We start from the raw sequence: 13,453 nt of genomic DNA, 5'->3' as shown, positions 1-13,453 counted from the left end.
GCTGCTGCAATGCAGCAACGCTGGGCGTTGGCGACGTTTGTGCGTAATGTAACATGGTCGTGCGACAAAGGTAGAAACAGGGCCGAGAATGGCCATAAAAAAACACCCCGGCCATGGCCGAGGTGTTCATCGAAGAAACCAAAACGCTAGCGATCAGCAGCTCTTGGCCGTGGGGCGACGCCCCTCTTCGCCAGCAAAGAAAAACGGTCGCAGTTTCACGCCGATCATGTTGCCCGCAAACGCCGCCGCCATCCAGACCCAGCCATGCAGGCTACCCGACGCAATGCCGCTGAAGTAAGCACCGATATTGCAACCAAACGCCAAGCGCGCACCATACCCCAGCAGCAGGCCACCGATCACAGCGGCCAGCACCGAGCGCAGCGGAATCCGGAAATTCGGTGCGAAACGCCCGGCCAGATGGGCGGCAGCCAGTGCCCCCAGCATGATGCCCACGTTCATGACCGTCGTGATATCGCTCCACACGCTGGCTTCCAGCGCGGCCGCGTTACCCGGTGCTTGCCAATAACCCCACTGGCTCACATCGCCGCCCACCAGCTCATACGCCTTGGCGCCCCACAGCGCAAAGGCCGAGGTAATGCCCCAGGGGCGACCCGCCAATGCCAGGGTGGCAAAATTGAGCAGCGCCAGGGCAACGGCCCCCGCCACCAGCGGCCAGGGGCCCGTGAGCCAGCGCTCCACGCCGGGTTTATCGACCGTGGGCACCTGCTCCAGCTGGCCATGACGGCGCTTCTCCATGATCACCGTAAAGGCGGCAATGGCAGCGAACAGCACCAGGCTGATGCCGATGCCGCCCCCCACACCAGCCACGTTGACCAACGACACCGGCTGGAAGGCGGGCAAACTTTGCCACCAGGTGAAATGCGCGGAGCCAATGACCGAGCCCACGATAAAGAACACCAGGGTAATCAGCATACGGGCATTACCACCGCCAGCGGTAAACAGCGTGCCCGAGGCACAGCCGCCCCCCAACTGCATGCCGATACCGAAGATGAACGCACCGAACAGCACCGAAATGCCGATCGGCGAGACGAAGCCACTCACCGGCGTACCAAACAGCGACCCCGCCCCCAGCGCCGGGAAAAACAACACTACGGCAATCGCCAGCATGATCATTTGCGCCCGCAAGCCACGCCCACGACGCTCGGTAATGAACACCCGCCAGGCCGCCGTAAAGCCAAACGCTGCATGATAGAGCACCATACCCAGCAGGCCACCCACGATCATCAGCAGCCCGATATTGGCGCCAAAGATGACGCCAATCACGAGCGCCCCCAGCACAATCGCTGCCACGGCCAGAAGGGGCACGCGGTACGAGCTCGAAGCCACCATTGAGGTAGTCGCCATAATTCACCTGTTTAGCAACGCCAAAAGCGCCTGCAACAGCAAGGCGCTTGGCTAAGTTGGACAATAGTTATAAGCCTAACGGCGAGGCGTAAACGCTGGAAATTCTTTATTGAGAGGTTCATATTCCCAAAAGGAATATTTAAACAAAACGCCCCAGCCCTACCACCGAACGCAGCTTGTCCATGGTGATAGATGCCTCGGCACGGGCACGCTCAGCGCCTTTCTGCAATATGGCTTCGATATGGGCAGGATCTTCCATCAAGGCGTTATAGCGTTCACGCGGCGCGCTGAGATGGGCATTGAGGTATTCGAAGACCTGATCCTTGGCCTCTCCCCAGCCAATACCTTCTTCATACTGTTGACGCATGGTGGCGGTTTCGGCATCGCTGGCAAACGCAGCATAGATCTGGAACAGCGTACACGTGTCGGGGTCTTTGGGCTCACCAGGTTCCAGAGAGTTGGTCTTGATCTTGCGCACCAGCTTTTGCAGCTTTTTCTCGCTGACAAAAAGCGGAATGGTATTGTTGTAGCTTTTGGACATCTTGCGACCGTCCAGGCCTTTCAGCACCTCTGCCTTTTCGTTGACCTCGGCTTCCGGCTGAGCAAAGTACTGCCCTTTGAACAGATGGTTGAAGCGCCCTGCGATATCACGTGCCATCTCGATATGCTGGATCTGGTCGCGCCCGACCGGCACTTTATGGGCATTGAACATCAGTATATCGGCGGCCATCAGTACCGGGTAGCTAAACAGCCCCATGGTAATGCCCTTGTCCGGATCCTGGTCGCCAGCCTCTTCGTTTTCGGCCACGGCGGCCTTGTAGGCATGGGCTCGGTTCATCAGGCCCTTGGCACAGACGCACGACAGCATCCACATCAGCTCGGGAATTTCGCTGATATCCGACTGGCGATAGAAGATGGCGTTATCGGTATCCAGACCCAACGCCAGCCAGGTAGCGGCGATCTCCATGCGTGACGCCTGAACACGCTTGGGATCCTGACACTTGATCAGGGCGTGAAAGTCGGCCAGGAAGTAGAACGACTGCACGTTAGGGTCCTGGCTTGCCTCGATGGCAGGCTTGATGGCCCCGACGTAATTGCCGAGGTGAGGCGTCCCCGTCGTGGTAATTCCGGTCAGCACGCGGGTTTTGGCTATCTGACTCATGATCTGGATCCAACTGAATAAAGGTGAAAAACGATACGCTATTGTACGCCTATTTCCAAACAACGGCTGCCTGCCCATCCTCATGCAGCTCCAGCCGCACGAACACGGGCTCACTCTGGGCCACGACGCCATCATTTTCAGACAGCACTGCCCCCAGCGCCATGACCCACGGCTCGCCCTGAAACATCACCGGCACGAACAGACAGCCCTGGGAGGGGCAATTCTGCGACACACGATAGGCAAGAGGGTTGCCAAGGTAGTCGTCGAAGCGCACCGTGGCGGGAACTTCTATCTGCGGCGCGCCCTCCCACGATAGTTCGTCGAATCGCCATACCGCGTGTGCCGCCGCACTCCCTGAGTTCATTTGAGCCTGCAGGGAAGCACGGAAATTGCCCGCGAGCCGCTCGTCCACCAGGGCGGACTGCATGCCCATCATCGCCGTGACCAGTGCACTGGCCAGCAATACCATGACAATGACCAGCGCAGCGCCTCGCTGAGTGTTCATCTGCTCGAGCCCCCCAGGCTATTCATCCGGATGGAATAACGCTTCACGATGGGCCACATGAAAAGTGACTGCTTGACCACTGGGTCCTAACGGCAACACTACTTGATACACGTCAGACGCCTGTCCAACGACGGTGCCGACGGGTTCATCGCGTGCACAGGAGGCACCCTCTGCAGCCTGGAAGGTCACCAGCGGCTGCGCTCGCGACATATCCTGTAGTGTGCAGCGACACTCACTGGCTGACGGGACGCACTGTAACCGGTAGTACGGCTCTCCCGTATCGTCGTATGCCCCGTGGCGCTGTAACGTGGCCGTAATGTGGGCAACGGAGAAAATCAGCGCCTCCTGCTGGCGCCCGAGACTTTCTGTCTGCCTAAATGTGTGCAGAGTGCTCAAGAAGAGCTGCCCTGCCCCTATCACAATGGTGACGCCCACCACCATGGCCACCATCATCTCTGTCAGGGTGAAGCCGTTTTGCCTCTCCATAGGCGCCGCCACACTCTTTAAAGAGGGAGTTGAAAAGGATAAACAAGCGACTGGGCGCTTGCGTCCAACGCGCTGTCCAGCCCGACCGTCACCTCGAACAGGCAATCTTGCCGGGTAATGGTGCTATCAGCCGCCCTGGCATGGCGGATAAGCGGCCCACCTGAAGCAGCGAACCAGGCCGCGTGCCAGGCACGCTCGATCTCGGCAAGCGGGATATCCTGACAGCCCTCGGCATGACGCGTTGCCGCCCAGACCCGTTCCTGGGCATCCAGCGCCGCTACGCTCACCAGCGTTTGCTGATAGCCGCGCTGCACGGCCTGCAAGGCTTTCAGCTGCATGGCAGCAATACTGATCAGGCCAAGTGACAGCACCACCAGCGCCACGAGTGCCTCGACCAAGGAGAAGCCGCCTTGCTGCCGGTGCTTACCAGCAGGCAGCAGGCAGCCTTTCGCCACGGGCGTTGTACTGCAAGTCTTGTTCGCAGCCATCGTCTCGCTCACTGGAAGCCGTTAGCAGGAAACCACCGTCTTCGTCACCACCATTGGCGACCGTAATGGCGTAGTTACCATCGGGCGAGGTGGCCGTGACGGTGCAGTCATTGTAGGAGTATTGACGTGAATAGCAGCGCTCCATCTCGGAGGCGGCCTGAAGCAGGCCCGCATGCGCATCGGTGCGCAGGGAACGCTCGACATAGCGGTTATAGCTGGGGTAGGCGATACCGACGATGATACCGATGATCGCGACGGCGATCAGCAACTCGATGAGGGTAAACCCCTGAGGGGGAAATTTGCCACCCACAGGGGGAATAGAGCGATCTGGCACGCGCGGTGCTCCCGTATCAACTGAACCATACTTCGAGTATGTCCCAAACCGATACGCTTTGCACCTCCATGAACAGCTCAGGTGTTAACGCTGTCTCACTGATGATTATTCACTAACGATCACACGCTCGCGTAGCTCTTTGGGCATGGAGAAGGTGATGTTCTCCTCACGCCCCTGCAGCTCCACGGGGGCTTCTGCGCCTAGCGTCTGTAACTGGTCGATGACGCCTTTCACCAGCACTTCCGGGGCGCTGGCACCAGCAGTGACGCCAATGCGCTTGACGCCTTCGAGCCAGGCAGCCTCAATCTGCTCGGCATTGTCGATCAGATAGGCGGGGGTCCCCATGCGCTCGGAAAGCTCCCGCAGGCGGTTGGAGTTCGAGCTGTTGGGGCTGCCCACGACCAGCACCAGGTCGCTGTCCGCTGCCAGCTCGCGCACGGCATCCTGGCGGTTTTGAGTGGCGTAGCAGATATCGTCCTTGCGCGGCCCCTGGATCTCGGGAAACTTCTCCCGCAGCGCGTCGATCACTTTGGCCGTGTCGTCCATGGAGAGCGTGGTCTGGGTGACGAACGCCAGCGCCGCAGGGTCGTTGACGACCAGATTGGCAACGTCCTGTTCGTCTTCCACCAGATAGATCTTGCCCCCATGGGAAGTGTCGTAGCGCCCCATGGTGCCTTCGACTTCGGGGTGGCCTTCATGCCCGATGAGAATGCACTCCTGGCCGCGTTTGGCGTAGCGCAGCACTTCCATGTGTACCTTGGTGACCAGCGGGCAAGTGGCATCGAAAACTTTCAGACCACGCTGTTCGGCATCCTGCTGAACCGCTCGGGAAACGCCGTGGGCCGAGAAGATGACGATCACATCGTCGGGCACTTCATGGAGTTCTTCGACGAAGACTGCCCCGCGCTCGCGCAGCGTTTCCACCACGAAGCGGTTGTGCACGACTTCATGGCGCACATAAATCGGCGGGCCGAAGACATCCAGCGCGCGATTGACGATATCGATCGCACGGTCGACCCCGGCGCAGAACCCGCGCGGGTTAGCCAGCTTGATCTGAATGGGCTGAGATGACTCTGATGACTGCATAAATGCGCCTTGATGCAACCTGCATCGCTCGGGAAATTAGTGTTTGGTGATCGGCGTGACGTTGAGCACTTCGACCTCGAACGTCAGCGTGCGCCCTGCCAGCGGGTGGTTGAAATCGACCTCCACGCGGTCACCTTCTACTGTTTTGACCACGCCCGGCAGTTCCGTTCCCGCCTTGTCGGCAAACGACATGACCATACCCACTTCGGGCTCGTCGTCACCAAAATCGGCTCGCTTCAAGGTCTGGATATTCTGCGGATTATGCTGACCGAAGGCATGCTCCGGGGTAATCTGGAATGACCCGCTCTGGCCAGCAGCCATGCCCTTGATGGGGTGCTCGAAACCCGGCGGCAAGTTGCCATCGCCATATTGAAACGTGGCAGCCGCTTTCTCTTTGGTGGAATCCACCACCGTGCCGTCCTCCAGCTTCAACGTGAAGTGGAGGGTAATTTCCATGCCATCGTCAATTAGGTAGTCCATAGTTCCTCACAGGTAGGTGCGGGGGCGTTCAGGCCATTTTTTTACGGCGTCGATCGCCCATGAACGACTCCCAGATAAGCCCCACGGCACCCAGCGTAATACCAATATCGGCCACGTTGAAAGCCGGGTAGTACCAGCCCGCCACGTGGAATGAGAGAAAGTCCACGACATAGCCGTGAATGAGCCGATCATACAGGTTGCCCAGCGCGCCACCGATGATCAACGGCAGCGCGATGGCCAGCAGCTTTTCGTCTGCCCGCACCCTGGAGAGCCACACGGTCAGCCCTATGCTGGCGCCAATGGCCACCGTGGCAAAAAACCAGCGCTGCCAGCCCGGATGGTCAGCCAGGAAGCTGAAGGCCGCGCCGGTATTGTGCAGCAGGGTCAGGTTGAAAAACGGCAGTACTTCAACCGGCTGTGCATAACTCAAAAAATGGCTGGCGGCGTATTTGGTCAGCAAATCCAGCACGATCACCGCCACCGCCAGCCATAGCCAGCGCAGCGGCCGCCGCATGGGCGGACGCTGGTGGGTCGAGGCTTCCGTGCCGCTCACGGTGTTAGGCATAGTAACGAATCTCTCCACTGCCTTCGGGCAAGTTGCTCACACAGCGGCCACACAGGTCCGGATGGGCGGCAAAACTGCCCACATCGGCGCGGTGGTGCCAGCAGCGCTCGCACTTGGCATGCTCACTAGCGTTGACGGCTACCTTCAACCCCTCAAGCTCGGTACTTTCGGCACCGGCCGCATCGGCCAGCGGTGCCAGATGCACTTCACTGGTGAGCATCACAAAGCGCAGCTCGTCGCCCAGCTTGGCCAGCGCCGTGTGCAGTTCGTCGTTCACGTAAAGCGTGACTTCTGCCGCCAGGCTGCCCTTGATCACTTTGGCGTTACGGGCATCTTCCAGGCACTTGTTCACCGAGTGCTTCACTTCCAGCACCTGCTCCCAGAACGCCCGGCCCATCTCGGCACCCTCGTCCAGCGTGGAGAGGCCTGTGTAATAAGTCTCCAGCAGCACGCTGTCGCCACGCTGGCCGGGGATATGCTCGAAAATCTCTTCGGCGGTGAACGATAGAATCGGGGCCACCCAGCGGCTCAACGCTTCCACCACGTGATACAGCGCAGTTTGCGCACTGCGACGGGCCAGCGAGTCGGTTTGCGTGGTGTACTGGCGGTCCTTGATGACATCCAGGTAGAAACCACCCAGCTCCCGTGCGCAGAAGCCGTGTACCTGCTGGTAGACATCCAGGAAGCGGTACTCTTCATAGGCTTTTTCGATACGGCCCTGCAGCTGAGCCGCACGGTCCACTACCCACTGGTCCAGCGCCAGCATATCGCCGAACGCCACCTGATCCCGAGCAGGGTCAAAACCGCTCAGGTTGGACAGCAGGAAGCGGGCCGTGTTGCGAATACGGCGATAGACGTCGGCCGTGCGCTTGAGAATTTCGTCGGAGACGGCCATCTCGCCGGAGTAGTCCGTCGAGGCGACCCACAAGCGCAGAATGTCCGCCCCCAGCTTGTCCATCACGCTTTGCGGGGCCACCACGTTACCGATGGACTTGGACATCTTGCGCCCCTGGGCATCGACGGTGAAGCCGTGGGTCAGCAGCTGCCGGTAAGGCGCATGCCCATCAATGGCCGCGCCGGTCAGCAGCGAGGAGTGGAACCAACCCCGGTGCTGGTCCGAGCCTTCCAGGTAAAGGTCCGCCCGTGGGCCACTCTCATGGCCATGGGGGTGCGAGCCGCGCAGCACATGGCGGTGGGTGGTGCCCGAGTCGAACCACACGTCCAGCGTGTCGGTGACTTTCTCGTAGTCGGCGGCTTCCGCGCCCAGCAGCTCGGAGGGTTCCAGCTTGAACCACGCTTCGATGCCCTCTTGCTCCACGCGCTTGGCGGCCTCTTCCATCAGCGACACGGTGTTCGGGTGCAGCTCACCGGTCTGCCTGTGCAGGAAGAAGGGGATCGGCACGCCCCAGTTACGCTGACGGGAGATACACCAATCCGGGCGGTTGGCAATCATGCTGTGCAGGCGCGCCTGCCCCCAGGCAGGGGTGAACTCGGTGGCTTCGATACCGGCCAGCGCCCGTTCGCGCAGGGTCTTGCCATCCTTGCCTTTGATATCCATGCCGACGAACCACTGGGCCGTGGCACGATAGATGACCGGCGTCTTGTGGCGCCAGCAGTGCATATAGCTGTGCGTGATCGGCGTATGGGCCATCAGCGCGTTCACGTCACGCAGCTTGTCGATGATGTTCGGGTTGGCTTTCCAGATCATCTGACCGCCAAAGAAAGGCAGGTCGTCGATATAGACACCGTTACCCTGCACCGGGTTGAGCATGTCGTCAAAGCTCATGCCGTAAGCGCGGCAGGTGTTGAAGTCGTCTACCCCGTAGGAGGGGGCCGAGTGAACAATACCGGTGCTGCCGACCTCGGACTCCACATAGTCCGCCAGATAGACCGGCGAGAGGCGGTCGTAGAACGGATGGCGGAAATTGATCAGATCCAGGTGTTTGCCCTGAGTCGTCGCCACCACGCCACCTTGCAAGCCAAAACGCTCCAGGCAGCTCTCGACCAGCTCTTCGGCCAGCAGCAGCAACCGCTCGCCGGTATCCACCAGCGCGTAGGTGAAGTCGGGGTGAACGTTCAGCGCCTGGTTGGCGGGAATGGTCCAGGGCGTGGTGGTCCAGATCACCACCGCCGCAGGCTTGGCCAGCTCGCTCAGACCGAACGCCGCTGCCAGCTTGTCGGCATCTTCCACGGGGAAGGCCACGTCGATGGCGTCAGATTTTTTATCAGCGTACTCGACTTCCGCCTCGGCCAGCGCCGAACCACAGTCGAAGCACCAGTTCACCGGTTTAAGCCCTTTGAAGACGTAGCCCGCTTCGACCATATCGGCCAGGGCGCGGATCTCGCCCGCCTCGTTGGCGTAATCCATGGAGCGGTAGGGGTGATCCCAGTCCCCGATGATCCCCAGGCGCACGAAATCCACCAGCTGGGTTTCGATCTGGGCACCGGCGTACTCACGGCACAGCTCACGGGCTTTATCGGCCGGAAGGTGCTTGCCATGGGTGGTCTCGACCTTGTGCTCGATAGGCAGGCCGTGGCAGTCCCAACCCGGCACGTAGGGTGCATCGAAGCCCGCCAGGTTCTTGGACTTGACGATGATGTCCTTGAGAATCTTGTTGACGGCGTGACCGATATGGATGCTGCCGTTGGCATAGGGAGGGCCATCGTGCAGGACGAACAGCGGTGCCCCCGCACGGGCTTCGCGCAGGCGCTGGTACAGGTTCATGTCCTGCCACTGGGAAACGCGCCCTGGCTCCTGCTTCGGCAGCATGCCGCGCATGGGAAAGTCGGTTTCTGGCAGGTTTAGCGTGTGCTTGTAATCCATAGTTCCGGTCAGCCGTCGTTAGCATCGGCGTCGTTATCCGCCGAAGTGAAATCAGAAGAAGCGGTCTCACGCCCAAGCGGGGCCGAGGCCAGCGGAAGAGTACGTGCTACGCCAGCCTCAGCCGCCGCAAAATAGCGGCGCGCCCTGGCCTGGTCGTGTTGAATCTGCGCCTTCAGCGCGTCGAAATCGTCGAACTTCACTTCCCCGCGCAACCGTGCGCAAGGGTAAACCGTCAGCCGCTGACCATACAGGTCGCCGGAAAAGTCCAGCAGATGCACTTCGAGGGTGGGCCGTTTGGCCCCCACGGTGGGCCGAAAACCGACGTTGGCCACGGCGGGCAGGCGAGCACCGTTCGGCAGCTCGGCCACCACGGCAAACACGCCGCGCAGCGTCAGCGGCTGGGGCAGTAGCGGCAAATTGGCCGTGGGCACACCGATGGTGCGCCCCAACTGCTGATCGCGCACCACGCGGCCATGCAGCGAATAGGCCCTGCCCAGCAGGCGCGCCGCCACCTCGAAATTGCCGCTGGCCAGCAAGGTACGCACCCGGGTGCTCGATACACGCTCCCCTGCCACCGTGAAGGTGTGAGTATTTTCGACGCCAAACCCATGGTGACTGCCCACGGCTTCCAGCAGCTCGAAATCGCCCTGGCGATCACAGCCAAAACGGAAATCATCCCCTACCACCAGATGGCGGACGTTCAACCCCTGGATCAACACCTGGTCGATGAACTGGCGGCCGGTCAGGCTGCGCAAGGCGTCGTTGAACGGCAGGCAAAGCACCTGTTCCGCACCGTGGTCGTGCAGCAAGCGCACTTTTTCCCGCAGCCGCGTCAGACGAGGCGGCGCCTGGTCACCCGCAAAGAACTCCCGTGGCTGCGGCTCGAAGACCACCACGGTCAAGGGCACTCCCAGGCGGGCCGCGTGCTCTCGGCACTGCTGCAGGATCGCCTGATGGCCGCGATGCACGCCATCAAAATTACCGATGGTCGCCACGCAGCCACGCTGAGAGGGTGTCAGATTGTGCAGACCTCGAATGACGTGCATGGCACCTCTGCCGTCTTGAAAGCGTTTGATTATAACGAACGTGCTGGCCTGGTGCAGGTCAAGATTGCCATCGGGCCATCTTGACCAACGCCCCGCCTCAGCCTAGCTATTCATCCTGAAATGCCGTGGGCGCAGCCCCAGCGCCGTCAGCCACAGGAAGTAGAGTCCACCGCCAAGCACCACCAGTCCGGACACCCAGCGAACCCTTTGCCACATGTCGAACTCCAGCCACACCTGCCAGTGGGGCGACACAAAATAGAGCGCCGCCCCCATCAGCAGGCTGCCCCCACCCAGCTGCACCGCGTACCGCCCCCAGCCAGGCTGAAACACCAGCACGCCCTGACGATACAACAGGTAGCCCAGCAACCCCGCGTTCAGGAACGCCGACAGCGCCGTGGCCAGCGCCAGCCCTGCGTGCGCCAGCGGCCAGATCAGCAGCAAATTGAGCAGCATGTTGGCGACCATGGCGACAATCCCGACCTTCACGGGGGTTTTGGTGTCCTGGCGGGCAAAGAAGCCAGGGGCCAGCACCTTGATCAGCATGAAGGCCACCAGACCGAACGCATAGGCGCGCAGACTCATGGCTGCCATCTGAATGTCTAGCTCGGTCATCGCTCCATAGTGGAACAGCGTGATCAGGAAAGGCTCGGCCAGCACCGCCAGCGCCAGTGCAGCAGGCACGCCCAGCAACAGCACCACGCGAATGGCCCAGTCCAGCATGGCAGCGAAATGCTCGCTGGACTGCTCTGCGTGGCGCTTGGAAAGTGCGGGCAGGATAATGGTACCAATCGCCACACCAAACACGCCCAGCGGCAGCTCCACCAAACGGTCCGAGTAGTAGAGCCAGGAGACGCTACCGGCCACCAGCAGCGACGCCAACACCGTGTCCAGCAACAGGTTGATCTGCGACACCGATACGCCAAACAGCGCCGGAGCCATCAGCTTGAGAATACGCTTGACCCCATCATGGGCGAAGTTGGGCCATGGCGTTGGCAATAGCCCCAGGCGCAGCAAAAACGGCACCTGAAAGGCGAGCTGGGCAGCACCGGCAATCAGCACCCCCCAGGCCAGCGCCATGGCAGGCTCTTCCATTAGAGGCATTAAAAACAGCGCCGCCCCGATCAACGACAGATTGAGCAACACTGGCGTAAACGCAGGAACGGCAAAGCGGTTCCAGGTGTTCAGAACACTGCCGGAAAAGGCCGTCAAGGAAATCAGCAGCAGGTAGGGAAAGGTCAAGCGCAGCATGTCGGCGGTCATGGCCAGCTTGTCGGGGTCACGCCCAAAGCCTGGCGCAAACAGCCATACCAGCCAGGGCGCACCGAGCATGGCAAACGCCGTGATCAGCGCCAGGATGGCGGTCAGGCTGCCCGCCACCGCATTGAGCAGCTCACGAATTTCCTGCTTGCTGCGCTGGGTCGAGTACTCCGACAACACCGGCACGAAGGCCTGATTGAAGGCCCCTTCGGCGAACAGGCGGCGCATGAAATTGGGAATCTTGAACGCCACGAAGAAGGCGTCGGACCCGTTGCCCGCCCCCAGAAAGGTGGCAACCACCACATCGCGCACCAGCCCCATGACCCGCGAGATCATGGTCATGGCGCTCACCACCAGTCCAGAGCGCATCAGCCCTCGGCGCGGCGGCGACATATTGGCTTGCGGCGGTGTCTTCGCACTCATCACTGGTTCCATACTGAAAAAAGGGTGACTCAAGCAGCACGGGCAACGTTTGGACACAAAAAAACCGGCCGCAGCCGGTTTTTTAGGGCGACTGCCGGCTTACGCCGCCAGAGCCTTGATGCGCTTGTTCAAGCGGCTTTTCAGGCGCGCTGCTTTCTTCTTGGAAAGCACGTCCTTGTCAGCAATACGGTCAACGACCGGCTGCATGACCTTGAACTCTTCCATGGCCTTGCCATGATCGCCAGTGTTGATCGCCTTGATCACGCGCTTGATGTAAGTGCGGACCATGCTGCGCTGGCTGGATTTCAGGACGCGACGAGTCTCGGCCTGGCGGGCGCGCTTGCGTGCTTGCTTGCTGTTCGCCACAGGTATCTCCTTGGAGAATAAAGGTTGCCCATCAACGGCAACGGATTAACTATGTGTCTGTCGGCTGGCAATTGCCTTGGCACGACATTTCCGTACGGATCTTTCCACAACAACCGATTGATTTGGCAGCACTTTCAATTCTGCCAAATAGTGTAACGAGCAGTCATTTCGCTGCCCGTTCACGGGCCTTGTCTGAGAGGATGGCGTAGTCTATCACGCGTCAAGCGTGCTTGCTAGCCGTTGTCAATGGTTTCAAGCTGCGACTTCAGCTTCTCGAGCTGCTCGTAGGACTTGCGCAACCATACCTTCATGCGCTGGCGTTCGGCGATATTCATCAGGCTGCGGTCATTGGCCACCGCCCAAAAGCTGCTGTTGTTGAAGTCGATCTTTTGGGTCAGTTTGGTATGCAGCCGTGGCAATTCGATCAACGCGGCTTCTTGTCCCACGGCCTGCTGATACACCCTGGACTGCTGGAAGCGCTCGAAGCTGTCGCCACGCCCCAGGTTCTGCACCACGACGATACTGACCGGCTGCTCCTGATAGCGGTCCAGCACCTGCTCCAGCAGTGTCACCGAGTCTGCGCCATCGTCCATCACATGCCACCAGACCACTTGCATGCCCAGCTCATTGAGCAGACCAAAGACATCGGTCTCCTCGACCCAGCGATTGATCGGCTGCGCCGACTGAGCCGCCAGGTCGATGATCAGGTCACGCTCGGGGTGCTCTTCCACGGCAGAGAGCATGCCGTCCAGGCTGTCATCGTCGCCCACCACGACGGCAGAGGCGTAGTCCTGATAAAAGCGTGAAAACGTCCCGTGGGAGGCATCACAGTCAAAGCCCAGAAAGGGCCACTGATGATCGATGTAGTACTGCGCCAATACCCGCGCCGTCATTGACTTGCCTACACCGCCCTTTTCACCACCGATGAAATGAACCTTGCCCATCCTTGCCTCTCCGCCGTCGGGGCCCAATGCCCAAAGGGAAATCTAGCAGGAAAAGCAGAGCGAAAAATAGACAAGGCGCAGAAATAGTCGCGGGCATTGCCGTAAAGCCAACCTGCATCAGG

At 60.4% G+C, this 13,453-nt stretch carries 14 protein-coding genes; all 14 read right to left on the bottom strand.

All coding sequences use genetic code 11. The features are described 5' to 3' along the window. Positions 1-153 precede the first annotated feature (153 nt). The 14 genes from LG409_RS02335 to LG409_RS02270 all read right to left on the bottom strand — a co-directional run bounded on the left by LG409_RS02335 (position 154) and on the right by LG409_RS02270 (position 13,331). Positions 154-1,365, bottom strand: coding sequence for a YeeE/YedE family protein (locus tag LG409_RS02335; RefSeq protein ID WP_081138857.1), 1,212 nt, complete (start codon positions 1,363-1,365; stop codon positions 154-156). Between the two features lie 139 nt (positions 1,366-1,504). Then, a complete protein-coding gene (locus LG409_RS02330; RefSeq protein ID WP_081193984.1) occupies positions 1,505-2,527 on the bottom strand; it encodes a tryptophan--tRNA ligase in 1,023 nt (340 codons plus the stop codon). 49 nt (positions 2,528-2,576) lie between these two features. After that, positions 2,577-3,032, bottom strand: coding sequence for a pilus assembly PilX family protein (locus LG409_RS02325; protein ID WP_081193982.1), 456 nt, complete (start codon positions 3,030-3,032; stop codon positions 2,577-2,579). 18 nt (positions 3,033-3,050) lie between these two features. Next, positions 3,051-3,518 (bottom strand): PilW family protein, encoded by a 468-nt coding sequence (locus tag LG409_RS02320; RefSeq protein ID WP_016916035.1) that lies wholly within the window; start codon positions 3,516-3,518, stop codon positions 3,051-3,053. Between the two features lie 17 nt (positions 3,519-3,535). Then, complete coding sequence (locus LG409_RS02315) at positions 3,536-3,973, bottom strand: type IV pilus modification PilV family protein (protein WP_227407525.1); 438 nt, start codon at positions 3,971-3,973, stop codon at positions 3,536-3,538. Then, positions 3,942-4,340: a type IV pilin protein gene (locus tag LG409_RS02310; RefSeq protein WP_139788489.1), complete on the bottom strand. Its 399-nt coding sequence runs from the start codon at positions 4,338-4,340 to the stop codon at positions 3,942-3,944. The genes LG409_RS02315 and LG409_RS02310 overlap by 32 nt, the downstream gene beginning before the upstream one ends. 105 nt (positions 4,341-4,445) lie before the next feature. Further along, positions 4,446-5,426 carry a 4-hydroxy-3-methylbut-2-enyl diphosphate reductase gene (gene ispH, locus LG409_RS02305; RefSeq protein ID WP_016916032.1) on the bottom strand — a complete coding sequence of 327 codons (981 nt, stop codon included), beginning with the start codon at positions 5,424-5,426 and terminating at the stop codon, positions 4,446-4,448. A gap of 36 nt (positions 5,427-5,462) precedes the next feature. Beyond that, positions 5,463-5,906: an FKBP-type peptidyl-prolyl cis-trans isomerase gene (gene fkpB / locus LG409_RS02300; RefSeq protein ID WP_081138848.1), complete on the bottom strand. Its 444-nt coding sequence runs from the start codon at positions 5,904-5,906 to the stop codon at positions 5,463-5,465. Positions 5,907-5,934: 28 nt separating this feature from the next. Then, the gene (gene lspA / locus LG409_RS02295; RefSeq protein ID WP_016916030.1) at positions 5,935-6,471 is read right to left on the bottom strand and encodes a signal peptidase II; all 537 of its coding nucleotides are present in this window, start codon (positions 6,469-6,471) and stop codon (positions 5,935-5,937) included. Further along, positions 6,464-9,295, bottom strand: coding sequence for an isoleucine--tRNA ligase (gene ileS / locus LG409_RS02290; protein ID WP_218314259.1), 2,832 nt, complete (start codon positions 9,293-9,295; stop codon positions 6,464-6,466). Before ileS ends, lspA begins: the two co-directional genes overlap by 8 nt. Positions 9,296-9,303: 8 nt before the next feature. Next, on the bottom strand, positions 9,304-10,341 hold the full coding sequence (gene ribF / locus LG409_RS02285; RefSeq protein ID WP_026001968.1) for a bifunctional riboflavin kinase/FAD synthetase: 1,038 nt from the start codon (positions 10,339-10,341) through the stop codon (positions 9,304-9,306). A 102-nt stretch (positions 10,342-10,443) separates the two neighbouring features. After that, positions 10,444-12,021: a murein biosynthesis integral membrane protein MurJ gene (murJ, locus tag LG409_RS02280; RefSeq protein WP_227407524.1), complete on the bottom strand. Its 1,578-nt coding sequence runs from the start codon at positions 12,019-12,021 to the stop codon at positions 10,444-10,446. A gap of 99 nt (positions 12,022-12,120) precedes the next feature. After that, on the bottom strand, positions 12,121-12,387 hold the full coding sequence (gene rpsT / locus LG409_RS02275; RefSeq protein WP_016916025.1) for a 30S ribosomal protein S20: 267 nt from the start codon (positions 12,385-12,387) through the stop codon (positions 12,121-12,123). A gap of 233 nt (positions 12,388-12,620) precedes the next feature. Next, positions 12,621-13,331 (bottom strand): nucleotide-binding protein, encoded by a 711-nt coding sequence (locus tag LG409_RS02270; protein ID WP_100732052.1) that lies wholly within the window; start codon positions 13,329-13,331, stop codon positions 12,621-12,623. Positions 13,332-13,453 lie beyond the last annotated feature (122 nt).

The sequence above is a fragment of the Halomonas sp. NyZ770 genome (assembly GCF_020616575.1).
Lineage (GTDB): Bacteria > Pseudomonadota > Gammaproteobacteria > Pseudomonadales > Halomonadaceae > Vreelandella > Vreelandella hamiltonii.
Note: the sequence above shows the minus strand (reverse complement) of the source record. Positions and strands in the feature narration are given on the sequence as shown.